The 24,358-nt window shown below is 68.5% G+C and carries 29 protein-coding genes; 17 read left to right on the plus strand and 12 right to left on the minus strand.

Going from position 1 to position 24,358, the window contains the following annotated elements:
- Positions 1-15: 15 nt before the first annotated feature.
- Positions 16-2,103, minus strand: a complete 2,088-nt coding sequence (locus tag ACWEOO_RS00315) for an RNA degradosome polyphosphate kinase (RefSeq protein WP_359934411.1) — start codon at positions 2,101-2,103, stop codon at positions 16-18.
- A 167-nt stretch (positions 2,104-2,270) separates the two neighbouring features.
- On the opposite strand from ACWEOO_RS00315, the gene ACWEOO_RS00320 reads away from it, so the two are divergent.
- The 5 genes from ACWEOO_RS00320 (at position 2,271) to ACWEOO_RS00340 (ending at position 6,324) form a co-directional block, all read left to right on the plus strand.
- On the plus strand, positions 2,271-3,296 hold the full coding sequence (locus tag ACWEOO_RS00320; RefSeq protein ID WP_452141073.1) for an alpha/beta hydrolase: 1,026 nt from the start codon (positions 2,271-2,273) through the stop codon (positions 3,294-3,296).
- A gap of 67 nt (positions 3,297-3,363) precedes the next feature.
- Positions 3,364-3,783 (plus strand): hypothetical protein, encoded by a 420-nt coding sequence (locus ACWEOO_RS00325; RefSeq protein WP_452141074.1) that lies wholly within the window; start codon positions 3,364-3,366, stop codon positions 3,781-3,783.
- Between the two features lie 2 nt (positions 3,784-3,785).
- Positions 3,786-4,787: a hypothetical protein gene (locus ACWEOO_RS00330; protein WP_452141075.1), complete on the plus strand. Its 1,002-nt coding sequence runs from the start codon at positions 3,786-3,788 to the stop codon at positions 4,785-4,787.
- Positions 4,788-4,918: 131 nt separating this feature from the next.
- Positions 4,919-5,335, plus strand: a complete 417-nt coding sequence (locus ACWEOO_RS00335) for a hypothetical protein (RefSeq protein ID WP_452141076.1) — start codon at positions 4,919-4,921, stop codon at positions 5,333-5,335.
- A 2-nt stretch (positions 5,336-5,337) separates the two neighbouring features.
- On the plus strand, positions 5,338-6,324 hold the full coding sequence (locus ACWEOO_RS00340; RefSeq protein WP_452141077.1) for a hypothetical protein: 987 nt from the start codon (positions 5,338-5,340) through the stop codon (positions 6,322-6,324).
- Between the two features lie 33 nt (positions 6,325-6,357).
- Here ACWEOO_RS00340 and ACWEOO_RS00345 read toward each other — a convergent pair whose 3' ends face one another.
- The 3 genes from ACWEOO_RS00345 to mshD form a co-directional block, all read right to left on the minus strand.
- Positions 6,358-7,269, minus strand: a complete 912-nt coding sequence (locus tag ACWEOO_RS00345) for a PKD domain-containing protein (RefSeq protein ID WP_452141078.1) — start codon at positions 7,267-7,269, stop codon at positions 6,358-6,360.
- Entirely contained in the window at positions 7,266-7,880 is a 615-nt protein-coding gene (locus ACWEOO_RS00350; protein ID WP_452141079.1) for a DUF6318 family protein, read from the minus strand. The genes ACWEOO_RS00345 and ACWEOO_RS00350 overlap by 4 nt, the downstream gene beginning before the upstream one ends.
- A 199-nt stretch (positions 7,881-8,079) precedes the next feature.
- The gene (gene mshD / locus ACWEOO_RS00355) at positions 8,080-8,991 is read right to left on the minus strand and encodes a mycothiol synthase (protein WP_452141080.1); all 912 of its coding nucleotides are present in this window, start codon (positions 8,989-8,991) and stop codon (positions 8,080-8,082) included.
- A 137-nt stretch (positions 8,992-9,128) separates the two neighbouring features.
- On the opposite strand from mshD, the gene ACWEOO_RS00360 reads away from it, so the two are divergent.
- Together ACWEOO_RS00360 and ACWEOO_RS00365 are read left to right on the plus strand one after the other, a co-directional pair.
- Positions 9,129-10,943, plus strand: a complete 1,815-nt coding sequence (locus tag ACWEOO_RS00360) for a bifunctional metallophosphatase/5'-nucleotidase (protein ID WP_452141081.1) — start codon at positions 9,129-9,131, stop codon at positions 10,941-10,943.
- A 118-nt stretch (positions 10,944-11,061) separates the two neighbouring features.
- The gene (locus ACWEOO_RS00365) at positions 11,062-11,370 is read left to right on the plus strand and encodes a hypothetical protein (RefSeq protein WP_452141082.1); all 309 of its coding nucleotides are present in this window, start codon (positions 11,062-11,064) and stop codon (positions 11,368-11,370) included.
- A 7-nt stretch (positions 11,371-11,377) separates the two neighbouring features.
- Here ACWEOO_RS00365 and ACWEOO_RS00370 read toward each other — a convergent pair whose 3' ends face one another.
- Positions 11,378-12,091 carry a response regulator transcription factor gene (locus tag ACWEOO_RS00370; RefSeq protein ID WP_355695720.1) on the minus strand — a complete coding sequence of 238 codons (714 nt, stop codon included), beginning with the start codon at positions 12,089-12,091 and terminating at the stop codon, positions 11,378-11,380.
- 160 nt (positions 12,092-12,251) lie between these two features.
- On the opposite strand from ACWEOO_RS00370, the gene ACWEOO_RS00375 reads away from it, so the two are divergent.
- The gene (locus tag ACWEOO_RS00375; protein WP_355695721.1) at positions 12,252-12,491 is read left to right on the plus strand and encodes a MoaD/ThiS family protein; all 240 of its coding nucleotides are present in this window, start codon (positions 12,252-12,254) and stop codon (positions 12,489-12,491) included.
- A 63-nt stretch (positions 12,492-12,554) separates the two neighbouring features.
- Positions 12,555-13,919, plus strand: a complete 1,365-nt coding sequence (locus ACWEOO_RS00380; protein WP_452141348.1) for a hypothetical protein — start codon at positions 12,555-12,557, stop codon at positions 13,917-13,919.
- On the opposite strand, the gene ACWEOO_RS00385 is transcribed toward ACWEOO_RS00380, so the two are convergent.
- Genes ACWEOO_RS00385 through arfB form a run of 4 tightly spaced genes read right to left on the minus strand, consistent with a single transcriptional unit; the run spans position 13,882 to position 16,141 of the window.
- Positions 13,882-14,490, minus strand: a complete 609-nt coding sequence (locus tag ACWEOO_RS00385) for a hypothetical protein (RefSeq protein ID WP_452141083.1) — start codon at positions 14,488-14,490, stop codon at positions 13,882-13,884. The genes ACWEOO_RS00380 and ACWEOO_RS00385 overlap by 38 nt on opposite strands.
- On the minus strand, positions 14,487-15,053 hold the full coding sequence (locus tag ACWEOO_RS00390) for a hypothetical protein (RefSeq protein WP_452141084.1): 567 nt from the start codon (positions 15,051-15,053) through the stop codon (positions 14,487-14,489). The genes ACWEOO_RS00385 and ACWEOO_RS00390 overlap by 4 nt, the downstream gene beginning before the upstream one ends.
- The gene (locus tag ACWEOO_RS00395; RefSeq protein ID WP_452141085.1) at positions 15,050-15,685 is read right to left on the minus strand and encodes a hypothetical protein; all 636 of its coding nucleotides are present in this window, start codon (positions 15,683-15,685) and stop codon (positions 15,050-15,052) included. Before ACWEOO_RS00395 ends, ACWEOO_RS00390 begins: the two co-directional genes overlap by 4 nt.
- A gap of 30 nt (positions 15,686-15,715) precedes the next feature.
- Positions 15,716-16,141: an alternative ribosome rescue aminoacyl-tRNA hydrolase ArfB gene (arfB, locus tag ACWEOO_RS00400; protein WP_452141086.1), complete on the minus strand. Its 426-nt coding sequence runs from the start codon at positions 16,139-16,141 to the stop codon at positions 15,716-15,718.
- A 31-nt stretch (positions 16,142-16,172) separates the two neighbouring features.
- On the opposite strand from arfB, the gene ACWEOO_RS00405 reads away from it, so the two are divergent.
- From ACWEOO_RS00405 to ACWEOO_RS00435, 7 genes are all read left to right on the plus strand, one after another.
- A complete protein-coding gene (locus ACWEOO_RS00405; RefSeq protein WP_452141087.1) occupies positions 16,173-16,586 on the plus strand; it encodes an HIT family protein in 414 nt (137 codons plus the stop codon).
- Between the two features lie 45 nt (positions 16,587-16,631).
- Positions 16,632-17,063 (plus strand): thioredoxin family protein, encoded by a 432-nt coding sequence (locus ACWEOO_RS00410; RefSeq protein WP_452141088.1) that lies wholly within the window; start codon positions 16,632-16,634, stop codon positions 17,061-17,063.
- Between the two features lie 60 nt (positions 17,064-17,123).
- Positions 17,124-17,963, plus strand: coding sequence for an RDD family protein (locus ACWEOO_RS00415; protein ID WP_452141089.1), 840 nt, complete (start codon positions 17,124-17,126; stop codon positions 17,961-17,963).
- A 281-nt stretch (positions 17,964-18,244) separates the two neighbouring features.
- On the plus strand, positions 18,245-18,685 hold the full coding sequence (locus tag ACWEOO_RS00420) for a DUF4395 domain-containing protein (RefSeq protein WP_452141090.1): 441 nt from the start codon (positions 18,245-18,247) through the stop codon (positions 18,683-18,685).
- A gap of 15 nt (positions 18,686-18,700) precedes the next feature.
- Positions 18,701-19,549 (plus strand): sulfurtransferase, encoded by an 849-nt coding sequence (locus tag ACWEOO_RS00425; RefSeq protein WP_452141091.1) that lies wholly within the window; start codon positions 18,701-18,703, stop codon positions 19,547-19,549.
- Positions 19,550-19,552: 3 nt separating this feature from the next.
- Entirely contained in the window at positions 19,553-19,849 is a 297-nt protein-coding gene (locus ACWEOO_RS00430; RefSeq protein WP_363710051.1) for a DUF1416 domain-containing protein, read from the plus strand.
- Positions 19,850-20,151: 302 nt separating this feature from the next.
- Positions 20,152-21,378, plus strand: coding sequence for a choice-of-anchor P family protein (locus ACWEOO_RS00435; protein WP_452141092.1), 1,227 nt, complete (start codon positions 20,152-20,154; stop codon positions 21,376-21,378).
- A gap of 84 nt (positions 21,379-21,462) precedes the next feature.
- Here the strand turns inward: ACWEOO_RS00435 and dtd are convergent, their stop codons facing one another.
- Positions 21,463-21,888 (minus strand): D-aminoacyl-tRNA deacylase, encoded by a 426-nt coding sequence (gene dtd, locus ACWEOO_RS00440; protein WP_452141093.1) that lies wholly within the window; start codon positions 21,886-21,888, stop codon positions 21,463-21,465.
- 92 nt (positions 21,889-21,980) lie between these two features.
- Between dtd and ACWEOO_RS00445 the strand changes: the two genes are divergently transcribed.
- On the plus strand, positions 21,981-22,808 hold the full coding sequence (locus tag ACWEOO_RS00445; protein ID WP_452141094.1) for a 3-keto-5-aminohexanoate cleavage protein: 828 nt from the start codon (positions 21,981-21,983) through the stop codon (positions 22,806-22,808).
- Here ACWEOO_RS00445 and ACWEOO_RS00450 read toward each other — a convergent pair.
- Complete coding sequence (locus ACWEOO_RS00450; protein ID WP_452141095.1) at positions 22,748-23,182, minus strand: hypothetical protein; 435 nt, start codon at positions 23,180-23,182, stop codon at positions 22,748-22,750. The two genes, ACWEOO_RS00445 and ACWEOO_RS00450, sit on opposite strands and share 61 nt — an antisense overlap.
- The gene (locus tag ACWEOO_RS00455) at positions 23,179-24,318 is read right to left on the minus strand and encodes a molybdopterin-dependent oxidoreductase (protein ID WP_452141096.1); all 1,140 of its coding nucleotides are present in this window, start codon (positions 24,316-24,318) and stop codon (positions 23,179-23,181) included. The genes ACWEOO_RS00450 and ACWEOO_RS00455 overlap by 4 nt, the downstream gene beginning before the upstream one ends.
- Positions 24,319-24,358: the final 40 nt, after the last annotated feature.

The raw sequence follows: 24,358 nt of genomic DNA on the forward strand, positions 1-24,358 counted from the left end.
CACTCTAGGACGCGACTAACTGATTCCGTCGGAGGTCCGGCGCCGGCCACGGGTCGCGATCAGCCGCTCTTGCAGGTCCCGCAGCGGCTCACCGTCCGGCCCGCTCAGCCGGGGCTGCCAGGTGTCGTCGGCCTGCAGCCACCAGGAGCCGGTGCCGTCGTCCAGGGCCTGGTCGAACAGGTCGCCTAGCTCGGTCACGTGGTCCTGCTGCTTCAGCTGCACGAGCACCTCGACGCGGCGGTCCAGGTTGCGGTGCATCAGGTCGGCCGAGCCGATCCAGACCTCCGGCTCGCCGCCGTTCTCGAACAGGAACACGCGGCTGTGCTCGAGGAAGCGGCCGAGGATGCTGCGGACCTGGATGTTCTCCGACAGACCCGGTACGCCGGGACGCAGCGTGCAGATGCCCCGGATCCACAGGTCCACCGGCACACCCGCCTGCGACGCCCGGTACAGCGCGTCGCACAGGGCCTCGTCGACCAGGCTGTTCACCTTGATCCGGATCCGCGCAGGGCGCCCGGCCAGGTGGTGTTGCACCTCGCGGTCGATCCGCTCGACCAGCCCCCGGCGTACCGACTGGGGAGCGACCAGGATCCGCCGGTAGCCGGCGCTGCGGCCGAAGCCGGACAGGTGGTTGAAGAGCAGCGCGACGTCCTCGGTGACCACCTTGTCGCTGGTCAGCAGGCCCAGGTCCTCGTAGAGCCTGGCCGTCTTCGGGTGGTAGTTGCCGGTGCCGATGTGCGCGTAGCGGCGCAGGCCGTCCGGCTCGTCACGGACGACCATCGACAGCTTGCAGTGCGTCTTCAGGCCGATCACGCCGTACACCACGTGGCAGCCCGCGTGCTCCAGCTGACGGGCCCACTTGATGTTCGCCTGCTCGTCGAAGCGCGCCTGGATCTCCACCAGGACCAGCACCTGCTTGCCGGCCTCGGCGGCGTCGATGAGGGCGTCGACGATCGGGGAGTCACCACTGGTCCGGTACAGCGTCTGCTTGATGGCCAGCACGTGCGGGTCCGCGGCGGCCTGCTCGATGAAGCGCTGCACCGACGTGGAGAACGAGTCGTACGGGTGGTGGACGAGCACGTCGCGCTGCTTGAGCGCGTGGAACATGTCCGCCGGGTTGGAGGTCTCCACCTCGGCCAGGTGCGGATGCGTCGACGGCACGAACGCCGGGTACTTCAGCTCGGCACGGTCCAGGCCGGCGATCGTGAACAGGCCCCGCAGGTCCAGCGGGCCGGGGAGCTCGAACACCTCCGCCTCGGTGACGCCCAGCTCGGTCAGCAGCAGCGCCTTGACCTGCGGGTCGATCGACTCCTCGACCTCGAGCCGGACCGGCGGGCCGAACCGGCGGCGCAGCAGCTCCTTCTCGAGCGCGGCCAGCAGGTTCTCCGCGTCGTCCTCCTCGACCTCGAGGTCCTCGTTGCGGGTCACCCGGAAGGTGTGGTGCTGGATCACCTCCATGCCCGGGAACAGCTGGCCGAGGTGGGTCGCGATCACGTCTTCGAGCGGCACGAAGCGGCCCTCGGCGACATTCACGAACCGCGGCAGCAGCGGCGGCACCTTCACCCGGGCGAAGTGCTCCCCGCCGGTGTCGGGGTTCCGGACCACGACGGCGAGATTCAGGCTCAGGCCGGAGATGTACGGGAACGGGTGCGACGGGTCGACCGCCAACGGGGTCAGCACCGGGAACACGCGCTCCCGGAAGAACCGCGTCATGTCCTCGCGCTCGTCCTGCTCCAGCTCGTCCCAGCGCAGGATGTCGATGCCCTGCTCGGTCAGCGCCGGCTGCACCGACTTCCGCCAGGTCTCCGCGTGCCGGTCCATCAGCTCCCGGCTGCGCGCCAGGCTGCGGTCGAGCACCTCGCGGGGGAGCAGGCCGCTGGCCGCCTTCACCGCGACCCCGGCCGCGATGCGGCGCTTCAGGCCCGCCACCCGGACCATGTAGAACTCGTCCAGGTTGCTGGCGAAGATGGCGAGGAACTTGGCCCGCTCGAGCAGCGGGATCCGGTCGTTCTCGGCGAGCTCCAGGACCCGCTGGTTGAACGCCAGCCAGCTCAGCTCCCGGTCGGAGAACCGGTCCACGGGGAGATCACCGGCCGCACTGATGTCGTACGGCGGCTCGACGTCGTACTCCCGGTTGTGGGATGCCAGCAAATCTCCTGCCACGCTGACCAGGATCCCACCCTTTGGTGAACAACGGGTAGCGGTCAGCGCGTTAGTTGCTAGCGTCACACCTTGTGAACCTACGACCGGATTCCGTAGTGCGTGACACGGTGACCGCCATTCAAGCGAACGCTCTGGCCCCGCTGTACGCGCTGCCCGCCGCCGTACGCCGCCGGCTGGCCGGGGCACCGATCCAGATCGACGGGAACACCCTGGACCCGGACCTGCAGCTGCTCGTCCGGGTCGACAACTTGTTGCCACATACAACCAAGACCGACGCCGCGGGCGCGCGTGTCCGGTTCAAGAACCTGTTGAAGCTGGTCCCCGGGACGCCCGTGGATGTACAGCGCGTCACCGAGCTGACCGTGCGTGGAGCCGACGGGCAGCTCGGGGCCCGGCTGTACGTGCCGTTGGCCGCGGACTCCCGCGGCCTGCTGGTGTTCTTCCACGGCGGCGGCTGGGTGGTCGGCGACCTCGACACGCACGACGCGCTCTGCCGGGCGATCGCCGCCGACGCCGGAATCCGCGTCCTGTCCGTCGACTACCGCCGCGCCCCCGAGGCGCCCGCGCCGACCGCCGCCGAGGACGCCATCGCCGCGTTCACCTGGGCCGTCGAGCACGCCGAGGACCTCAACGCCGATCCCGCGCTGATCGCCGTCGGCGGCGACAGCGCCGGCGGCAACCTGGCCGCCGTGGTCGCCCAGCAGACCGTCCGCCGCGGCCTCCCGCAGCCGGCCCTCCAGGTCCTGCTGTACCCGGCACTCGACCTCGTCGCCCGCCGCCCCAGCCGGGACCTCTTCGCCGAAGGCTTCATCCTCACCGAGGACGACATCATCTGGTACCGCGACCACTACACCCCCGACCCCACCGTCCGCCCCGACCCGATCGTCTCCCCCCTCCGCGCCGAAGACCTCACCGGCCTTCCACCCACCTACCTCACCACCGCCGGCTTCGACCCCCTCCGCGACGAAGGCATCGAATACGCCAAGGCCCTCGCATCAGCCGGCAACACCCTCACCCACGCCCACCACCCCACCCTGGCCCACGGCTACGCCAGCCTCCTCACAGTCCCCGGCACCACCCGCAAAGCCCACACCCACCTCACCAACCACCTCCGCGCCGCCCTCTGTGGATAACTTCCACGGCGCCACGCAGCCCGCGACTATCGTGACGATCGGTTGATCTACGGCTCTGGAGGGCTAGATGGCGTTCGACGTTGCGCGGTTCAACTCGGCCTTCTCGGCGGCGCGGTACCAGCAGGAGACCGACCGGGATTTCGACCTGGAGGCCGCTCAGCAGAAGCTTCGCGACCTGATCGCGGACGAGCCGGAGGGTGATGACCGCGACTGGGCGGTGCGGCTGATCGGCAAGCTCGCCGAGCCACGGCCCGCGCCACGTGAATGGAGCGCGCTCTACTACGAAGCCGCCGCGATCCAGGCCGCGGCGTACCCGGGCGAGGGGACGGACGAAGAGAAAGCAGCGGCGATCGCGGACGCACGGCGCAAGATCTGGGCGATCGCCGACCGCGCCTCCCAGGAAGAAGAGGCGCCCATCCGGGCGATGACGCGATCCCTCGAGCACATCGAGAATGAGCTCCGCGAGCCCACCTGGCCCCGAGACTGACCATGAGCCTCGAGCGCCGCATCGACCCCGATTCGGCCTCCTATCACGAAGTCGCACGCCTCTACCGCATCGCGAGATCCCTACGCCCCACGGCGGTCGACCGCTGGAGCGGCGAGCTGTACGCGACGAGCGCGGACACCTGGGGCGGCCTTCATCCCAGGTCCGGCGCCCTCAAGCTCTCCGAACATCGGGTACTGCAGTACCTCACCGGATCGGTGTCGTCCACCCATCCACAACAACAGGCCGAGGCTCTGGCAACCGTCCTGCACGAGGCGATACACGGTGGGATGGAGATCGATGCTCCGACGGAGCCGAACGCCGTACGAAGCGAGCACTCGCTCGGCCTGATCGAAGGATTGGCGGAGGTGCGCACCTTCGCAGACTTCGAAGCGTTCGCGGAGCGAGCTGGCTATCCCGGTCTGACGCTGGACACGCCGCAGTACCCGGGGGCCTATGCCGCAACCCGCGACCTGATGGCGCACGTCACCGGACCGGCCTGCACGAGGGACGATCTGCTCGACGCGGCGAGCGGCGGCCCAGGCGTGATGCACTTCGATCAGTTCGCCCACGCAGTCGTCGCGAACAGGCTGGCCGACGTCCTGCCGAGCTCCGAAGCAGACCATCGAGCCGCCCGGGCCGCGCTCATCGGACCGATGCTCCACGCCCACTGGCCAACGCTCCCAAAATCCTCTGCCGAAACCGGCCAGATGGTCGCCCGGGACATCCGATCCGACCTGGACGCAAAGGTCGACGAACTCCGCCGCCACTACCGCCTGACAGTCCCGCACCACATGGGTGGCGACCAGCCCACTCCGGCTTCTGAGCGCCGGCCGGCGTCATCCGCCGCCCGCCAAGACACCCTCGACGGCCTCCGCTTCCTGGCCTCCCAGCCTTCACCCACAGGCGCCATCACCCACCGCCCCCAACTCGGCCAAGGCACCCGCCACGCCACCCCGACAGTCAATCCCCACACTCGCCCGAGCCACACGCCGCTCCGAGACTGAGGCCGGAGTCCACGAGGACCGGGGATGGCCTCGCGAGCGGGGTCGTAACGCCCTGTGGATAACTTCCGCGAACTCACGGCGCGCGTCGATATCGTGGCGAGCAGTAGACGACGAGCTCTGAAGGGGCCGGAATGGCTTTCGACATCGCGCGATTCAACTCCGAGTTCGCGCAGGCACGCCACGAGCAGAAGACCGATCCGACCTTCGACCTAGCGGCGGCCCAGCGAAAGCTGCGGGCACTGATCGCAGACGAGCCGGACGGTGAAGACCGGACCTTCGCCCTCGGAATGATCGAGGACCTCGCCGAGCCGCCGCCCCCGCCCCGCGAGTACGGCCCGCTCTACCACGAGGCGGGCGCGATCCATGCGGCCGCGTGGATCGCGGAGGGCACAGACGAGGAGAAGGCGGACGTACTGGCGGAGGCCCGGCACAAGATTTGGGCGATCGCCGATCGGGCCCCGGCCGACGAGGCGCCTCATATCCGGGGCATGACGCGGGCGCTGCATCACCTGGAGATCATGCTGCGTGGGCATTGGCCTGAGGACTGACGGTGAGCCTCGGCCAGCGGGTGTCCCCGGACTCGTTCGTCTACCGCGAGGTCGAGCGTCTGTATCGGATCGCGCGCTCGCTGCGGCCGGCGGCAGCCGACCGCTGGAACCGCGAGCTGTACAAGACGAGCCTGGACACGTTGGGCGGTCTTGATCCGAAGACTGGCGTCCTCCGACTGTCCGAGAGTCGAGTGTTGCTGCACCTGACGGGATCTGTCCTCCCTGGTCAGATGGATGACCAGGCCGAGGCATTGGCGACGGTTCTGCACGAGGCGACGCACGGTGCGATGCAGATCAAGGCGCCCGGTGAGCCGAACGCGGTGTGGACCGAGCACTCGCGCGGCGTCATGGAAGGCTTTGCCGAGGTCCGCACGTCCGCCGACTTCGAGCTCTTCGCGAAGCGTGCAGGGTACGGTGCCTTGGCCTTCGGCGATCCGCGCTACCCAGGGGCGTTCGCGGCAACTCGAGAGCTCATGGCCCACATCACCGGACCGGCATACCCGGAGAACGCCTTGATCAACGATGCCTGCCGGGGACCTGGACTGCTGCATTTCGACCAGTTCGCTCATGCCGTCGTGGCCAACCAATTGAATGAACTGACGCACCGCGACCGACCAACCCAACAGGCCGTCCGGGCTCAGCTCATAGAGCCGATGCTGCACAACTACTGGCCGACGCTTCCGGGCGCGTCGGCGGCCACGGGCCAGATGGTCGCCCGCGAGATCCGATCAGCCCTGGACGCAAAGGTCGACGAACTCCGCCGCCACTACCGCCTGACCGGCGGCGACCAGCCCACTCCCGCTTCTGAGCGCCGGCCGGCGTCATCCGCCGCCCGCCGAGACACCCTCGACGGCCTCCGCTTCCTGGCCTCCCAGCCCTCACCCACAGGCGCCATCACCCACCGCCCCCAACTCGGCCAAGGCACCCGCCACGCCACCCCGACAGTCAATCCCCACACTCGCCCGGGCCACTCGCCGCTCCGAAACTGACCCGTCAACCGCGCCACCTGAACCGCGTGAGAGTCAGCGCCCAGGGTCCACGAGGACCGGCACGGCTTCGCGGACAAGGAGCGGCGTGGCGGGCCCGGTCGCGGAGATGGTGCCGGCGACGTACTGCCAACCTGTGTTGGCGACGTTGAAGCGGGCGGCGTAGTTGGTCGTCACGGTGAGGGCGACCGCCCCTCGCCTCATGTACTTGTGCGTGATCTCTTTCGACGGGTAGGGGTTGCCCGGACTGCTCGTCGTCAGGGCCGGGCTTCCGTCCCCGAAATGCCAGGTGTAACTGATCGGCGTTGCCTGGACTGTTACCGGGAAGCCGAGCAACGTCACGGTCGACGTCGACACCTTGCTCTCGTCGGTGTAGACGATGGTGTCGAGATTTACCAAGGTCCGTCCGTCGGGCTGCACCTTTACCGAGAGGCCGGGAAATACCAGGCTCTTCGTCTCGGATCGAACCTCTTCCCAGGTGACGTCTTCCGGTCGCGGTCGCACGATCCGGCGAACTGTGGCCCGCTTGATGGGGTTCTCGATCTCGGGCTTGTCCGGGGGACAGATGTTCGGGGCGTCGACCTTTCCCTGCATCTGTGTCGGTTTACAGCCGGCGTCGTGAATCCGTAGGTCCTGCTTCGCATCCGACGTATTGACTCGTTCTTCTCTAGGAGGCGTTCCGGGCGCAGGCTTCTTGGGATTCTTTCGCTGAGTGCGAGCAGGCGGAGGGTCGCCCAGCCGAGAATTCTGCTCGCGCTGCGTGCCCCTGAGCCGGAGCGTCTCCCGGTCTGTGGTGGCCGCCGTAGTGGGAATCGGCTTGCGGGGATGCGGCGATGGGCTGGCTGCCACTCCCGAACGCGGGGCAATTGCCGCGGCGTGCACCGTGACGGCCGTCAACAGCGCCGGTCCGGCGACCACGGCAACGAGGAGTTTCGCCCCGAGACTCATGATCGGCGCTCCTCGAGTTTTATCTCGAACATGATCCAATTGCCCTTGCTCGGCGACAGAGCGACTTGTTCCGTGTAGCTCGTGGCCTTGCTTGTGACTGGTGCGGCGGACGCTGAGCCCTTCGTCGTGTACGACCCGATCGTGACGGCCGCGGATCCACGGAGATGGCCGCTACTGCCTCGAACCAGTCCACTGACCTCGGACACGCGTTCGAAGTAGTCCCCACTGAGGCCGCCATTGGCGGCGTTCACCTTCGCGGCGAAGTCGGCATATTGCCTGCAGCCCTCGCAACCGGCCTCGCTGGCGGTCAGGAGCGGGCCGCCGTCCCCGGTTTGGGAGGCGTAGTTCATCAGGTCCACGTAATGGCGGACGAACGCTTCGGCCGCCGCAAGCGAAAGACCGTCGGCCTCCGCCGGCCGGGTCGGCGGACCGGTTGGCGTCGGTGTCGCTGCTGTTGACTCGCTGGGGTGCGGGTTGCCGGATGACGACGCGGTCGGCGGGGCCGTGTTAGGTCTGCCGGCCTCTGGGCTTTCCTGGGTGCAGGCGGTGAGGAGTGTGGCGGTGGCTAGGCAGGCCAGGAGTGCGGTTGATGGCCTGTTGCGGTGTGTCACGAGTGTCAGCCCTCCGTAGTCGTCACGATCGTAACGGGCGGTGGGCGGAGGGCTCTATGTCAAAAGGTGCAGGCTGTGGACAACCGGGTTTGGGGCCAGGAGCCGCCCGGCTGGGGGGTAAGAGGCTCGGACGGCTCCTGGTTGCTGGTGGGACGGGGGTGGGCTGGGTTTATGACGCGGAAAGCTTTTGTGATGTCGTTCACAAGGAGCGCGGGGCGTACTGGACGTCCAGGGCGGCGGTGGTGAAGCCGAGCGAGTTGTAGAGGGCTCTTGCCGCGGTGTTGGTGCCGTCTACGTAGAGGACGATCTCGTCGAGGTCGCGGGTCGACTGGAGGTAATGGAGTCCCTGGAGGGTCAGCGCCTTGCCCAGGCCCAGGCCCTGGTGGGTGGGGGAGACTCCTACTACATAGACCTCGCCTACCCCCTCCTCGACCTTGGTCCAGTGGAAGCCGGCTACGTCGCCTGCGGCGTCGACGGCGAGGAAGAAGCCGTTCGGGTCGAACCATGGCTGATGGAGGCGCTCGGTCAGGTCGGCTTCGGTCCAGCTGCCCTGTTCGGGGTGGTCGGCGAAGGCTGCCGCGTTGACGCGCAGCCAGGCGGCGTCGTCCTGTCCGGGAACGAACGTCCGCACGTCGATGCCGTCGGGCCAGACCGGGGTCGGGAGGTCGGCCCTGGTACGGCGGAGGAAGTACAGCTCCCGCGCTACCTCGAGGTCGAGGCGGTGGGCCAGCTCGTCGGCGCCGGGCAGCCGGCCGTGGGCCCAGACGCGGGTACGGCTGCCGCCGTGGTCGAGCAGCATCCGCAGGAGCGCGGCGCCGAAGCCTTGCCGGCGGAAAGGTGGGGCGACGAAGAGTTCGGCCGAGCCGTCGGGGGACAAGGCGCCGTATCCGACGAGGTTGCGGGCGCTCTGCAGGCCGGTGACCTCGATCGTGCCCGGATCGCCTTCGTAGGCGAGGACGTGGACGTCGTCGGGGTGTTCGCCGTCGAGGTGCAGGAGGGTGCGTTCGGAGAGCGGGTTGACGCCGTCGCTGTGTGCTGCGGCGCGAGCGAGTTCCGTGACGGCGGCGGCGGTGGCCGAGGGCAACGGTGAGGGAACGGCTTCGAGAGTCACCTGAATACCGTAAAAGGTCCGGTTCAGTTCATGCCCAGGTCCTGGCGAGGGCGCGTCGTCACCGGTAACTTTCCCGGCACCGCGGAGGATTTCGCGGCATCGCAAACAGCGGTGACCGAGACGACGACGGAGAAGAAATGGCCATCACAGGACGAGGCAGGGCGCGGTGGGGGCGGGCAGTGGGGCTGCTCGCCGCTGGGACGGCCGCGGCGCTCGCCCTGGCTGCGGGGGGATCCGTGAGCCAGGCAGGAGCCGCGACGCAGGACGCTGCGGCGCAGGAGAACGCACAGGCGCAGGCCAAGCCGAAGCCGACGCACAGTCAGATCCAGTTGCTCGCGATCAACGACTTCCACGGCAACCTCGAGCCGCCGTCCGGCTCGAGCGGCAACATCAACGGCACCCCGGCCGGCGGCGCGGTCTACTTGGCGACGCACCTGAAGCAGCTCCGGGCGGCTGCCGCCGCGAAGGGGCAGGACTCGGTGACGGTCGCGGCCGGTGACCTGATCGGCGCGTCGCCGCTGCTGTCGGCGGCGTTCCACGACGAGCCGACGGTCGAAGCGCTGAACGGGATGGGGCTCGCGGCTGCGTCGGTGGGCAACCACGAGTTCGACGAGGGCTGGCACGAGCTGCTCCGGATGCAGACCGGCGGCTGCCTCCCCGACGGTGACGGGCAGAACAACCAGAACTCCTGCCCCGACGCGGCGCACCCGTTCGAGGGCGCGAAGTACAAGTACCTGTCCGCGAACGTGTTCTTCGAGAACACCCGCAAGACCCTGTTCGCGCCGTACACGATCAAGACCTTCAAGGACGGCAAGAAGGTCGGCTTCATCGGTATGACGCTGGAGAACACGCCGAACATCGTGACCAAGTCCGGCGTCGCGGGGCTGACCTTCAAGGACGAGGTCGACACCGCGAACGCGCTGGTCCCGGAGCTGAAGAAGAAGGGCGTGGAGTCGATCGTCGTGCTGCTGCACGAAGGCGGCTTCCCGGCCGACCCGAAGGCGTACGACAGCTGCCCCGGGATCTCCGGCCCGATCGTCGACATCAACGCCGGCCTGGACCCGGAGATCGACGCGATCATCTCCGGCCACACCCACCAGGGCTACAACTGCTCGCTGCCGGACAAGGACAAGAACCCGCGGCTCGTCACCAGCGCGTCGTCGTTCGGCCGGCTGGTCACCGAGGTCCGCCTGAGCATCGACAACGCGACCGGTGACGTCGACCGCCTGAACACCATGGCGAACAACCAGATCGTCACCCGGGACGTCGTGCCGGACACGAAGACCGCGAACCTGATCGCGAAGTACAAGACGCTGGTCGCCCCGATCGAGAACAAGGTGATCGGTCACCTCACCACCGAGTCGGTGGTGCGGACGAACGACGACTCGCTCGAGTCGCCGCTGGGCAACCTGATCGCCGATGCGCAGCTCGCCGACCCGAGCGTCGTGACCGGCGGGAAGACCCCGGTCGCGGCGTTCATGAACCCGGGCGGCATCCGCGCCGACCTGCTCTCGACGAACGGTGAGGTCACCTTCGGGAAGGCGTTCACGGTCCAGCCGTTCAACAACTTCCTGGTGTCAATGGACATGACCGGGACGCAGATCAAGGCTCTGCTGGAGCAGCAGTTCTCCGGGGTGAACGGTCCGGAGGCGCCGAAGTTCAAGGTGCTCCAGGTCGCGGGCATCACCTACACCTGGAACCCGGCCGCACCGGCGGGCTCGAAGGTGGTGGCCGATTCGATCAAGATCGGCGGGCAGCCGCTGGTCGACGCCACGACGTATCGCATCGTCACGAACAACTTCCTCTCCGACGGTGGCGACGGGTTCCCGGCCTTCACCACGGCGACGAACAAGTTCTTCGGCGGGCTGGACATCGACGCGTTCGCCAACTACCTGACCGCGCACGACCCGTACACGCCGGTCGCGACCGACCGCATCTCCGTCGGTTCCTGATCGCAGCCTGCGGCTGAAACGAGGGCCGGTACGTCGCGCCGACCGCGGCGTACCGGCTTTTCGTTCTCGTCAGAGTTGCTGGTACCTTGCGTACTCAGGTACTTACGGAAGGTGAGCGATGGCGCACGTTGCTCCGACCTCGCACCGGCGGGCCACCAGGGCTTCGCATCGCGGGCATCGCAGCGCGGACGGGCCGGTGCAGATCACCAGTTGGCTCGGGTTGACATTCGCGTTCGTAGTTGGCTGGCTTCTGACGCTGCAGTCGCACGTCGGCGTTCACGCGGCCGGGGTCACGTTGCTGGTGATGCTGGTGCCGATCACGATCGGAGTGTTCGTGGCCGCGGTCCGGCAGGGCATCGGGTCCGGGAAGGCGGCGCTCGCCACGGCGGCCGCGCTCGCCTTCACCCTGCTGAAGTTCTTCCTCTGAGGTCCTTTCAGGACCTGGCCTCGGCGGGCTCGCGGGTGGTGGGGGCCGGCGGGACGACGAAGCGGTAGCCGACGTTCCGCACGGTGCCGATCAGCGCCTCGTGCTCGGGGCCGAGCTTGGCGCGCAGGCGCCGCACGTGTACGTCGACGGTGCGCGTGCCTCCGAAGTAGTCGTAGCCCCAAACCTCTTGGAGCAGTTGTTCCCGCGTGAAGACCCGGCCTGGGTGCTGCGCGAGGAACTTGAACAGCTCGAACTCCTTGTACGTGAGGTCGAGCGCGCGGCCGTTGAGCTTCGCCGTGTACGACGCCTCGTCGATCACGACGTCGCCGCTGCGGATCAGCGTGGACTCGGGCTCGTCGTTGCGGGTTGCGGCGAGACGGCCGATGACGAGTCGCAGCCGGGCCTCGATCTCGGCGGGGCCGGCGGTGTCGAGCAGCACGTCGTCCGCGCCCCAGTCGGCGTTGACCGCGGTCAGGCCGCCCTCGGTGACGACCAGGATCAGCGGGACGTCGATACCGGTGGTGCGGATCAGCCGGGAGGCGCTGCGGACGGCGACCAGGTCGCGGCGGGCGTCGAGCAGCACGGCGTCAGCGTCCGGCGCGTCGACCAGCGCGGCGACCTCGGCGGGCAGGATGCGGATCTGGTGGGGGAGCAGGGCGAGCGACGGCAGCACCTCGGTGGAGGCCTGCAGGGCGTTCGTCAGCAGAAGCAACGTGCTCACGCCGTCTCCTTGTGCTGATCGTCGGATCCAGAACCAGCGATCCGGTCCTCGTGCACGTCAGGCCCCGACGGCGTCGTTGCCGGGGGCCTGAGACACACTGGGTCTAACAGCAAGCTGACATAATAGCCGAGACTTAACCGATTAGTGAGGCGCGGACCAGATGCCGGAAGTGACCATCAGGTACTTCGCTGCCGCCCGTTCCGCGGCCGGGGAGTCGACGGCGACCGCCGACGCGGGCTCGATCCGGGACCTGGTGACGACCGTGTCGACCGACCGGCCGGAGCTGGCGCGGGTGCTGTCGATCTGCACCTTCCTCCTCGACGGCGAGCGCGCCGACCCAAGCACGCCGCTCACCGACGGCGCCCTCGTAGACGCACTACCCCCCTTCGCCGGCGGCTGACCGACGCCTGACCGGCGGCGGGCTGGTGAGGACTTGTTGGGAGGTAGATTCTTCGCCGTGGCGATGGAGTCGGGGACGTTGCTCACTACGGTGGGGCGGGCGGGGGTTCTGTTCGGTAAGGCTTGGCCGCGCCTGCTGGCGGTGTTCCTAGTGGCGCAGTTGGCGCACCGGGGCCTGCAATGGGTGGCGGTCGAGGCGGGTGCCAAGGCGCAGGCAGCCGGCATCGCCGTGCTGGCGCTGCTTGTCGTGGTCTCGCTCGCGATGTACGTGACGATGTTCCTGGTCCTGCGCGGCGAGCTCCCGTTCCACCGCCGCGCGGTGGCCGAGGGCGTGCTCGCCCCGGATGGCGTGGAGCCGGGCCGTGAGAATCAGCTGCTCGACGCGATCGCGGCGGCGCTGCTGCCGTTCTTGGCGTTCTACGCGGCGTACAAGTTCCTGCAGACCGAGGCGCTCGACTACGAGTACCAGCTGGCCGTCCACAACGTGAACGAGACGGCGGCGACGGTGCTGACCGGTGGCACGGTGGCGCCGCAGTCCACGGGCCTGCAGTCGCTGTCCACCTGGCTGTTCATCGGCCTCGGCGTCACGGCGTACCTGCTCCGCTTCGTGTTCAAGAAATGGAAGAAGGACAAGGAAGGCCCGGTCCGCAAGCTGTTCGTCACCTACCTGGAGGCGCTGTGGATCTTCGTGGTCATCTACCAGGCGTCCTCGTACATCCCGTCACCGAAGACCTGGCTGAAGGAACGCCAGGTCTGGCAATGGCTGCACGACGGGTACACGTGGGTGCTCGACCACGTGCTGGGCGTCGACCAGGTCCGTGAGGTGTGGGACACCGTCACCGGGTTCGTTGCCGCCGGCATCGCCGACCTCTGGGACGCGGCCGTGCTCCCGCTGATGTGGATCACGATGACCGCGGTGATCTACGGCCGTGTCGTGCAGAAGCTCGACAAGCCACGCTGGCGGTTCGACCGCATCACCCATCGCTGGCAGCAGACGCCGCGGATCGTCCGCGTCGCCGGGAACTCGGTGGTGTCGGACTGGAAGGATCGTTGGACGCCCGTCGTGGAGGCGTTCCGGCTGGTGGTCCGCTCCGGTCTGCGGCCGATGCTCGGGTACTTCCTGGCCTGGGCGGTCGTCACGTTCGCCGCGAGTGGCGTGTGGATCGCCCTGAAGGTGTGGGTCCTCGGGCCGCACACGCTCCAGTTCTGGCAGGTCATCGACGAGCCGCTGAACCTGGTCACCGACGGCCTGAAGATCATGCTGCAGGTCAGCCTGCTCGCCGCGGCGTACGACCGGATGATCGGCGGCCTGGCCGGCTACCTGACCCCGCGGACCCGGGCGGTCCATGAGCAGCCGGCCGGTGACCACGGCGTCACCGACCTCAGCGCGGCTACCTCGGGAATGCCAGGTACTGAGGGAGCTTCGTAGCCCAGGTGATCGTCGGCTGCACGCTGCCGGCGACCGACGACGGTACGACGAACACCGCCACCGTCTCGAAGGGCTTCCCCGCCACCGGCTTCAGGTAGTACGGCGCCGCGGCGCCACGCCAGCTCGATGGCTGGTCGTCGCTGCCGCCCGTGCAGCCGGTCGGACGATCCTGGTAGTCGTCCGCGAGCTGGGTCTCGTCCCAGATCCGGCCGTCGGGCGCGCGGAGGTGCATACGGCATCCGCCGAGCCCGTCGAGCGCGGACAGGTTGTCGACCTGCAGCCGGAAGTACACCCGGATCCGCGTCGTCCCGTCGGGCAGCTCGTCCTGATCGGAACCGGCGCGCGACGGTCGCGGGCTCTCCTCGACGCTCGCGGCGTACCAGGTCGCGCCGTTGTACGACGTACCGCCGGCCGCCACGTCGACGGCGTCGCGGGGCTCGTCGTCGTACCAGGACTTGTAGTCGCTGCGCGTCGTCCACCACCCGGCCAGCGGGATCGCCACCACCAGGGTCGCGAGCGCGACGGTGTTCTTGCGGAACCACCCGCGCCGGGCCCGCCGGGCGCCGGTCACGTGTCGCTCGCAGCGGTCAGGGACACGACGTCCTCCACCGCGGGGGCGTCGTCGCCGAGCGGCACGGTGACCTGCGGCTCGAGGTCGTTCAGCATCGACTTCTCCATCACCAGCAACGTTGCCCCGGGCACCTTGTCGGCCGGCATCTCGATCACGAACGAGCCGCGGACCGGGATGTCCGGCGCGAACTCGGTCCCGGTCAGGTCGAACTGGTCCAGGCCGCTGCGGTTGGCGCCGAGGTACGTGACGCCGTCGGCGGAGCGGATCCGGACGTCGAAGATGTGCATCGGCTCCCGGTTGGCCGTGACGGTGGCGTCGACGACCACGAAGGCGGTCAGCGAGTCGCGGTCCGGCGTCGAGCGCGGGATCCGGAGTTTCTTGCCGGCCCGTACGTCGTCGACGGTCAGGTCGAACCGCGGCGTGTGCACGACCCGCCCGGGGATGCCCTTCACCGCGGTCGGGTCCTGGATGTCCTTCTGCGTCGGCGTGAGCCGGTACAGACCCACGATCGCGACCAGGACGGCGAGCGTGAGGCCGGCGTTCAGGAGTTTCCGCCGGCTCACTTGGTGTTGTCCTTCACCTTGACGGTGCTGTCCGCGACGATCGCGTCCGGCAGCCACTTCTCGTGGTGGTCCAGGATCGACTCGTCCTCGTGCTGGTAGCCCTGCACGGTCAGCTTGACCTCGGTCGGGAGCTGCTTCGCGTTGGGCAGCTTCCAGACGTACGCGACGTCCTCGGCGGCGTCCGGTGTGAGCACCGGGTTCATCGTGGCGTCGCGGAGGTTGGTGGTGCCGAGCGGCGGATCGGTGTCCTTCACGCCGGGGACGCCGATCAGGCGGATCAGGTCCGGCGGAGGCGTGGTGCCGGTGTCGTCGGTCACCTTCAGCTTGGTCACGACGCCGATCAGGGCGCCGCCGTCGTCCGGGGTGAACAGCGGCTTCAGATCCTTCACGGTGACCACCCGCTGGATCGTCACCTCGAACTGGCCGGCGTCGATCGCGGTTCCGGCGTCCACCTGCGGAGTCTCGTCGCCGGCTTTCTTCAGTCCGCCGAAGGCCGCCGAGATCGCCAGCAGGACGGCGCCGGCGCTGAGCCCCCAGGTCCGCAGCGAACGCCCGCGCACCTTGAGGTCCTGGAACTCCGGAAGCTCCTCCGGCTCATGCTGCTCAGATCCCCCGCTCCCCGTTTCCTGCACGGCGGAAGCCTATCCAGCCAAAGGGCCGCGCTAGTCGTTCGGGCGGCCGCGCAGGCGCTTGGTCTCGCCGCGGCGCTTCTTGTCGTCCAGCCGGCGCCGTACGGATGCCTTGCTCGGCTTCGTCGGGCGTCGTTTCCGGGGCGGCGGAGCGATCGCTTCGCGGACCACGACGGCCAGCCGTTCCCGCGCCGCCTCCCGGTTGCGCCACTGCGACTTGTACTCCGACGCGGCGATCGTGAGTACACCGTCAACCAGCCGCGACCCCAGCCGCTCGAGCGCCCGGGCCTTCAGTACGTCGCTCAACGCCGACGTCCCCGCGACGTCGAAGCTGAGCTCGACCCGGCTGTCCGTGGTGTTCACCGACTGCCCGCCCGGTCCGCTCGACCGGGAGAACCGCCACGCCAGCTCGGCCTCGGGGATCACCAACCCGGACCGCACCGTCACTCCGCTCTCCACAGGACCTATTAGACCGGAGGAGAATCGACAGATGGATGCCTGCGTCTTCTGCGGTCTGATCTCCGCCGACTCGGCCCGCTGGATCGCCAAGGAGGACGTGGCGGTCGCGTTCCTCCCGTTGCCGAGTGAGGAGATCGCTCCGGGGCACACGCTGGTCGTGCCCCGGCGTCACACGGGTGCGGGGTTGCTGGACGCCAAGCCGGATGACCTGACTCAGGTGATGGACCTGGCCCAGCGCATCGCGCAGCGGATGGTGGAGAGGCTCGGAGCAACCGGTGTCTGCCTGCTGAACGCCAGCGGACCCGGGTCCGGCCGCAGCGTCGACCACCTGCACCTGCACGTGGTCCCGCGGTACCCAGGTGACGGCGACGACTGCCTGCCGTGGCCGACCGGCCGGTCGAGCCACCGCCTCGCTGTGGACCCGCAGGTGCTTCTCAGCACGTGAAACGGGCAGTTGAATCGTGAACGGCGCGTCGTACCGTGGGTAACTGTGAGCCTGGGCCTGTGGGTACTCGTCGCGGCGGTCGTAGCCGGCGTGACGCTGAGCGTGCTCAAGGCCTGGGTCGACGGGCGCTTTCGCGGGAAGAACGAGGTCGACGTGGAGCGGGTGACGGCTGCGGAGCTGGGTGCGGAGCTGGGCGAGCGGGCGACGCTGCTGCAGTTCTCGTCGGCGTTCTGCGCGCCGTGCCGGGTCACCCGGCGGACACTGGCCGAGGTGGAAGGTATGGTCGACGGCGTGCGCCACGTCGAGCTGGACGCCGAGGCGCACCTCGAACTGGTACGCCGTCTGGACATCTTGCGTACGCCGACCACGCTGGTGCTGGACAGCACCGGAGCGGTGGTGAAGCGCGCCAGCGGGGCTCCCCGGAAGCCTGATGTGATCGCCGCGCTGGCCGTCGCGATCGACCGCCAGCCCAGCTGACCGCGTCCGGTAGTCGCTACCGGATGGCCAATGGACCTGCAGGTAGGCAAGACTCTCCCGGTGAGCTCTCAATCAGCAGGCTGGTACAACGACCCCGAGGACCCGAACCAGGAGCGGTACTGGGACGGCAGCGCCTGGACGGATCAGCGCCGGCCGCAGGAGGGCCCAGCGCCGTACCAGGGCCAGTTCGGTCAGTCGAGGACCGCCGACGCCCCGCAGTACGGTCAGCGCGCTGAGCACGGCCAGGTGTACGGCCAGCAGGCCGAGCCGGCTCCGCAGTACGGCCAGCGAGTCCCGCAGCAGGGCGGTTACCCGGCGTACCCCCAGGCCGACTCGGGCTTCGGGTACCAGGGACAGAGCTCCGGCACCACGCCGGACGGCCAGCTGCTGTCGGGCTGGTGGCGGCGTGTCTTCGCGCTCATCCTCGACTCGATCATCGCCTGGTTCATCGCCTTGCCGCTGACCGGATACTTCTACTACCAGTCCAGCCAGGTGATGACCTCTTGGCTGGAGGACGTGATGGACGCCGCGCGGGCAGGCAGTACGACTCCGGTCGCGATGCCGCCCGAGGTGTTCAAGTACGCCATCCCGGCCTCGGTGATCGGGTATCTGGTCTTCTTCGTGTACGAATACCTGTTCCTCGTCACGAAGGGCCGCACGCCGGGCAAGATGGCGACCGGGATCGCGGTCCGGCTGCGGGACGTCCCGGGCCCGCCGCCGCGCGGCGCCGCGGCGAAGCGCTGCGGTTTCGACCTGGTTCTTTACCTCGCCGGATCGATCCCGGTCTTCGGCATCTTCGCCTCGCTGGCCATCCTGCTCAACTACCTCTGGCCGCTCTGGGACGACAAGAAGCAGGCGCTGCACGACAAGGTCGCCGGCACCAACGTGGTCCGGGTCTGACGCACGGGCCGTCCACGATTTGATCAGTTGTCTCATGTGATGGGACCACGGGTGGTGGGTCCGCCCGGGTTCCGTAGTCTCAATGCGTGGTTTACACGACTTGGCTGACGAAGCGGCGCGCGGTGGACAACTGCCGCGTGCGCTCGTCGCTGTGTCGACGCCGCTGACCAGGCGGCGTCCAGAGCGCTGCGGAACCGGTCGCTGAGCACGGTTCCGCGTACGTCGCCTCCCGCATACCCGGGCGGGTTCCGGCTCGACATCCCTCTCCTCCGGGAGTCGTCATGTCCGAAAAGACAGCCAAGGTGGATCCGCGCGGGCTCCGGTTCGCCGCGGGTGTGACCACCGTCGTCCTGGCGCTGACGCTCGTCCTGAACAACCCCTGGCCGCTCGCGGTGCAGGCCGTGGTGTTCGCGGTGTCGGTCGCCTTCGGCGTCGGCGCGTCGCCGTACGGGCTGCTGTTCAAGCGGCTGGTCCGGCCTCGGCTGGGGCCGCCGAAGGAGCTGGAGGACGCGGCGCCGCCGCGGTTCGCCCAGTTGGTCGGCCTCGTCTTCGCGGTCGTCGGCCTGGTCGGGTTCCTGACCGGCGCCACCGTCCTGGGCGTGGTCGCCACCGGATTCGCCCTGGTCGCCGCGTTCGTGAACGCGGCCGTCGGGCTCTGCCTCGGTTGCGAGGCCTATCTGCTGATCCATCGCATTCGTACGCCAACCACCGCTACCAACTGAGAAGAGGCAGCACACATGAGCAGGGAATCCGCGCTCGTCTCGGCCGACTGGGTCGAGGAGCACAAGTTCGACGACGGCGTTGTCCTGATCGAGGTCGACGAAGACGTCTCGGCGTACGACGCCGGCCACATCGCCGGCGCGATCAAGATCGACTGGCAGGACGACCTGCAGGACCCGGTCCGGCGCGACTTCGTCAGCAAGGAGCAGTTCGAGGCGCTGTTGTCCGACCGTGGTGTCAAGAACGAGGACACGGTCGTGCTGTACGGCGGCAACAACAACTGGTTCGCGGCGTATGCGTACTGGTACTTCAAGCTCTACGGCCACGGTGACGTCCGCCTGCTCGACGGTGGCCGCAAGCGCTGGGAGCTCGACAGCCGTGAGCTGACCGACGAGGTCGTCAAGCGCGAGGCCACCCAGTACACCGCGCAGCCGCAGAACCTGGAGATCCGCGCCTTCCGCGACGAGGTCAAGGACGCCATCGGCGTGAAGAACCTGGTCGACGTGCGCAGCCCCGACGAGTACGCCGGCCGGCTGCTCGCCCCGGCCCACCTGCCGCAGGAGCAGGCGCAGCGTGCGGGCCACATCCCGACCGCGGCCAGCATCCCGTGGAGCAAGGCGGCCAACGACGACGGCACGTTCCGCGCCGACGACGAGCTGAAGCAGCTGTACGCCGACGCCGGCGTGGACTTCGGCAAGGACACCATCGCCTACTGCCGGATCGGCGAGCGCTCGGCGCACACCTGGTTCGTGCTGCACGAGATCCTCGGCCAGGCGAACGTGAAGAACTACGACGGATCCTGGACCGAGTGGGGTTCGCTGGTCGGCGTACCCGTTGCCCTCGGCGACGAGCCCGGAAAGGCGTGACACATGTGCGGAGCTAAGCAGGGCGGCCTCGACCTCAAGGGCGTGGACGTCGACAAGGAAGCCGTGATCCAGGGCCAGGTGCTGCGCGGCGAGGAGCCGGTCGGCGGCGCGTACGTACGGCTGCTGGACGCAGGAGGTGAGTTCACCGCCGAGGTGCCGACCTCGGCGACCGGGCACTTCCGGTTCTTCGCGGCCCCGGGCAGCTGGACGCTGCGCACGCTGGCCCCGAAGGCCGACCCGGTCGACCGTCAGGTGGTCGCGCAGTACGGCGAGGTTGCGGAAGTGGCCGTCACCGTCTGAGCAGTCGTTCGTTACTGAAGGTGCCACCACCACCCGAGGTGGCCCACCCTGAAGTAAGCACCGAGGGGCCCGGACCTTGCGCGTCCGGGCCCTTCGGCATGTCCGGAATCGCTCAGACGACAAGGGGTTTCGGTCATCGCAGCCGAGTTACGGGTGTGGCCGGGAAATCTCGTGGAGCGAGCGGCAAGGTAACGGTTTGGTCTCGGAGCGGGGTCGGCTCGTCACCTACCGCAATCGGCTGAGTTGTGTCTGTGTCCTGACCCGCGCTGCGGGTCACGTCATCACTCAGGGAGGAGGGGTCAATGCGACCCCGCATCGGATACAAGAAGCTCGCTGCCGTCGGAGTTGCGGCGGTTGTCGGCGTGGCTTCTACGATCGCGCTGACCTCGGGTTCCGCGTCCGCCTCGCCGGTTTTCGGCTACAGCGGCTACTCGTACGGGACCGATGTTCAATCCGGGCTGGCGAACAGTGGCCCGCAGGTGATCAGCAAGTTCGGTTGCACCACGGACGCCAACAAGGCTGACAAGAACGACATCGCCGCGGCGAACGTGAACGGGCAGGCGATCGCGCGCTCGGTGAAGACCGACACGCACGGCTTCAACAACGCCAGCGGTACCGGCGTCACCAGCACCGCGGTGGCCGCCGACATCCGCGTCGGCAGCCTGCTCACGCTGACCGGCGTGAAGACCACCACCACGTCGAAGTACTCGAAGGGCCAGCTGTCCTACACCGGCAGCACCACCTTCGCGGGCGTGCGGATCGGCGCGATCTCGGTGCCGTCGCTGCTGAACCCGAAGCCGAACACCAAGGTCGCGGTCCCGGGCCTGGGCTACATCGTTCTGAACCGTGTCGGCGGCGTGAAGACCGCGTCCGGCATCTACTCGTACGCGCAGGCGGTCGTGCTGCACGCGACGGTGAAGAACCAGTACATCCCGCAGGGCGTCGACGTCGCGGTGCTGAAGACCCGCGCGGAGATCTCGAAGCCGGCGACCGCGCTGGTCATCGGTGACGCCTACGGCACCAAGGCCACGGCCGACAAGCTGGTCGTCTCCGACGCCACGTCGCTTCAGACCACCTGCCAGGGCACCGAGGGCAAGACGGTCCGGGTCGCGGTCGGCGAGCTGAACATCCCGAAGGTCGCCTACGTCGGCGGTGTCTACACCACCAAGAACGGCGCCATCGGCGAGGGCAAGTCGTACATCAACTTCACCTCGCACGTCGCGGGCGTGAAGGTCGGCACGCTGTCCATCGGCGCCGTCGAGTCCTCGGCGTCGGCGTGGAAGACCAAGGACGGCAAGGCCGGCGTGAGCTCGTCCTCGACGATCGCCTCGATCAAGGTCGGCGGCAAGACCTACGCGGTCCCGACCGGCGAGAACAAGACGCTGGAGATCCCGGGCATCGCGCGGCTGACCTTCAACCAGGTCATGCGGCAGAAGCGCTACATCTCGGTGAACGCGCTGGTCGTCGAGGTCCAGGGCCTCAACACCAAGGTCGTCGTCGGCCACTCGGCCGCCGGTGTCGTCGGCTGATCTCAGCAGACATGGTCTGAGTCGAACCTCACCGACCCAGAATCCTGGCCCCCGGATCCCGCACGGATCCGGGGGCCGGCTCTGTTATGCGTCCAGGATGAGCGTGACCGGGCCGTCGTTGGTCAGCGTGACCTGCATGTCCGCCCCGAAGACGCCGCGCTCCACCTTGGCGCCGAGGGCTTCCAGTGCGGCGCAGAACGAGTCGTAGAGCGGCTCCGAGACCGGGCCGGGGGCGGCTGCGCTCCAGGAAGGGCGGCGGCCCTTGCGCGTATCGGCGTACAGCGTGAACTGGCTGATGGCCAGGATCGGGGCTTGTTCGTCGGCCGCGGAGCGTTCGTCGTGGAGGATCCGGAGGGTCCAGATCTTGGCGGCCAGCGCGGCGGCCTTCTCGGGGGTGTCGTCATGGGTGACGCCGAGCAGGACCACCAGCCCGGGCCCCTCGATCGCCCCGACCACCTCGCCGTCCACGGTGACCGACGCCCGGCTGACTCGCTGTACTACGGCTCTCATGGCGACATCTTCTCCTGCCGGAGATCGTCCGGTCATCGGACCCTCCGACCGGCAAATATCCGTTTCGAGACCCGATCTGGCAGGATTCGTCCATGGCGTCGACTCTGATCACTGTTGCTCCCACCGGTGCCGAGACCGCGAAGGCGGACTGCCCGGCGTTGCCGACCACGCTCGACGAGCTGGTCGAGACCGCGAAGCGCTGCGAGGCCGCGGGAGCGGCGATGATCCACATCCACATCCGGGACGGCGAGCACCGGCCGACGCTGGATCTCGGCCGGCTGACCGACACCGTCGCCGCCGTCCGTGAGAACACCGCGCTGATCGTCCAGCTGTCCACCGGCGGCGCGGTCACCGATCCGTACGAGGACCGTCTCCGGGTGCTCGACGCCGCCCCGGACTCGTGCTCGCTCACGATGGGCACGGTCAACTTCGACGACGACGTGTTCATGAACCCGTGGCCGTTCGTCACGCAGCTCTTCCAGCTCACCCAGGAGCGGGAGGTCGTCCCGGAGTTCGAGCTGTTCGACCTCGGCCACGTCGCCGCGCTGCACCGGCTGTTGGACAAACACGGCCTGCCGTACGGCGGCCGCGTGCACTGCGACCTGGTGATGGGTGTCCCCGGCGGCATGCCCGGTACGGCGGACGCGCTCGTGGCGGCCGTCAACGCGTTGCCGGGCGCGGTCACGTCCTGGTCCGCCACCGGCATCGGCCGTACGTCGCTGACGGTCGCGCTGGCCGCGCTGTCGAAGGGCGGCAACCTCCGTGTCGGCATGGAGGACACGCTGACGCTGGCGAAGGGGCACCCGGTCACGCACAACGCCGAGCTGGTCGAGCGCGCGGCCGCGCTGGCGACTCTGGCTCAGCGGCCGCCGATGTCACCGGACGAGGCCCGCGACCTCCTGAACATCAAGCAGAGGTAGCCGACCGCGACGATCGTTGCTTCCAGCAATAACCAGTCGCGCAGATAGTCGCGGGGGAGGACGGTCGGATTCGCGCCCGTGCCCTGCCGTAACAGCAACGGCAGGGCGATCAGGCTGGTGATTCCGACGTACAACAAGGTCGTCCGCACCACGCCGACCGTACGGTGCCGCCCTGGCCCCGCGGACCAGCGAGTCACCAGCCAGCCGATTCCGACTGTCAGTGGCACGATCACGAAGTCGTCTGCCACCACGGCTCCGCCCAGCCAGAGCGGCAACCGCACCAGAGCTGGAAGGTCCACGGCCCTGATCAACTCCCAAACACCCCACAGGGCCGTCACCGCGCCGGCAGCCAGGAATCCGATGCGCAACCTCATGTCATGACCTCCAGTGAATGCACCCACTTGGTCTGCAACACCCCGGGCCGATTCGGCGCGATGATCCGCGCCGGAAACCCGTGGTCAAGTGCGAGTTCGGCACCGTTGAGCCGTAACGCCAGCAACGTCAGCGGGTCAGCGGCGAACTCCTCCGGCAGTTCACTGGTCGCATAGAAGCCGCCCTTCTCCATCGACACGACCCGCACTCTCGAGTTCGGCGCGGCACCGGCGGCCGCGAGCAGGTCGCGCATCCGTACGCCCTCCCATCGCGCGCCCTGACTCCAGCCCTCGACGCACGCGATCGGCAGGTCCGAGCGGCTCTGCGGCAGCGCGCGCAGTTCCTCGAGCGTGTAGGACAGTTGCCGTGGGCCCACGATCGTGAACCGCCAGTCCGCGTCGATCCCGGTCACTCCGGCGGCTTCCGCCGTACGGTTCACCGGCAGACCCTGCGGACCGACGTTCGGCTTGCGCGGCGCGAGGACGGCGACGGGGCCGAACGCCGGTGCAGACTGGCCGACCGAGGTGATGCCGACGAGCGTGGCCGCACCGGCGACTGTACGGAACAGGCCGCGGCGGGTCAGGCCGGTCGTTTCGGCGGGCAGTGACTCGGGCGCGGGTTCCGGCGTACGGCGCCAGTTCGCGCGAATCAGCGGGAGCTTCACGGCCAGATGGACGAGGAGCGCGCCGACGATGATCCACGCGAGCGCATAGTGCGTCTGCCGGAACGGGAACGGCCAGGGGTACCACTGCAGCGTGTTGACGAACCCGATGAAGAGTTCAAGTGCCATCGAGGAGACCAGCACCAGGATCGACAGCCGCTCGATCGCCGGACGGATCGCCTTCGGATCGAACTTCGCGAACAGCTTCGGATAGACCGTCCACAGCTTTGCCAGTAGCAGTGGGACGGCGACGATGCCGCTGAGTACGTGCAGGCCCTGCGTCACGCGGTACAGGTTCGCGGGACGGCTGGGGATCGGCAGCCAGCTCGGGGTGTCCTGCAGGAAGTGGCTGTAGAGCCCGGTCAGGAAGCAGACCGCCACGGCGGTCCCGAGCCAGCGGCCGATGACGGTCGCCACCCGCGGATGGTGCAGCGGCGACGCGAACGACTTCTCCGTCGGTGGTGCCGGAAGCTTCATGATTCCACTACAACGCAGCCGGAGCCGTGCTGGCGGCGTT

It is taken from the genome of Kribbella sp. NPDC004138 (assembly GCF_053603655.1).

Excerpts from the sequence above, each read along its gene's own strand:
- ACWEOO_RS00325 (WP_452141074.1), top strand. The coding sequence starts at position 3,364 with ATGGCGTTCGACGTTGCGCGGTTCAACTCGGCCTTCTCGGCGGCGCGG.
- ACWEOO_RS00330 (WP_452141075.1), top strand. The coding sequence starts at position 3,786 with ATGAGCCTCGAGCGCCGCATCGACCCCGATTCGGCCTCCTATCACGAA.
- ACWEOO_RS00335 (WP_452141076.1), top strand. The coding sequence starts at position 4,919 with ATGGCTTTCGACATCGCGCGATTCAACTCCGAGTTCGCGCAGGCACGC.
- ACWEOO_RS00345 (WP_452141078.1), bottom strand. The coding sequence starts at position 7,269 with ATGAGTCTCGGGGCGAAACTCCTCGTTGCCGTGGTCGCCGGACCGGCG.
- ACWEOO_RS00360 (WP_452141081.1), top strand. The coding sequence starts at position 9,129 with ATGGCCATCACAGGACGAGGCAGGGCGCGGTGGGGGCGGGCAGTGGGG.
- ACWEOO_RS00365 (WP_452141082.1), top strand. The coding sequence starts at position 11,062 with ATGGCGCACGTTGCTCCGACCTCGCACCGGCGGGCCACCAGGGCTTCG.
- ACWEOO_RS00375 (WP_355695721.1), top strand. The coding sequence starts at position 12,252 with ATGCCGGAAGTGACCATCAGGTACTTCGCTGCCGCCCGTTCCGCGGCC.
- ACWEOO_RS00380 (WP_452141348.1), top strand. The coding sequence starts at position 12,555 with ATGGAGTCGGGGACGTTGCTCACTACGGTGGGGCGGGCGGGGGTTCTG.
- ACWEOO_RS00405 (WP_452141087.1), top strand. The coding sequence starts at position 16,173 with ATGGATGCCTGCGTCTTCTGCGGTCTGATCTCCGCCGACTCGGCCCGC.
- ACWEOO_RS00420 (WP_452141090.1), top strand. The coding sequence starts at position 18,245 with ATGTCCGAAAAGACAGCCAAGGTGGATCCGCGCGGGCTCCGGTTCGCC.
- ACWEOO_RS00425 (WP_452141091.1), top strand. The coding sequence starts at position 18,701 with ATGAGCAGGGAATCCGCGCTCGTCTCGGCCGACTGGGTCGAGGAGCAC.
- ACWEOO_RS00430 (WP_363710051.1), top strand. The coding sequence starts at position 19,553 with ATGTGCGGAGCTAAGCAGGGCGGCCTCGACCTCAAGGGCGTGGACGTC.
- ACWEOO_RS00435 (WP_452141092.1), top strand. The coding sequence starts at position 20,152 with ATGCGACCCCGCATCGGATACAAGAAGCTCGCTGCCGTCGGAGTTGCG.
- dtd (WP_452141093.1), bottom strand. The coding sequence starts at position 21,888 with ATGAGAGCCGTAGTACAGCGAGTCAGCCGGGCGTCGGTCACCGTGGAC.
- ACWEOO_RS00445 (WP_452141094.1), top strand. The coding sequence starts at position 21,981 with ATGGCGTCGACTCTGATCACTGTTGCTCCCACCGGTGCCGAGACCGCG.
- ACWEOO_RS00450 (WP_452141095.1), bottom strand. The coding sequence starts at position 23,182 with ATGAGGTTGCGCATCGGATTCCTGGCTGCCGGCGCGGTGACGGCCCTG.
- ACWEOO_RS00455 (WP_452141096.1), bottom strand. The coding sequence starts at position 24,318 with ATGAAGCTTCCGGCACCACCGACGGAGAAGTCGTTCGCGTCGCCGCTG.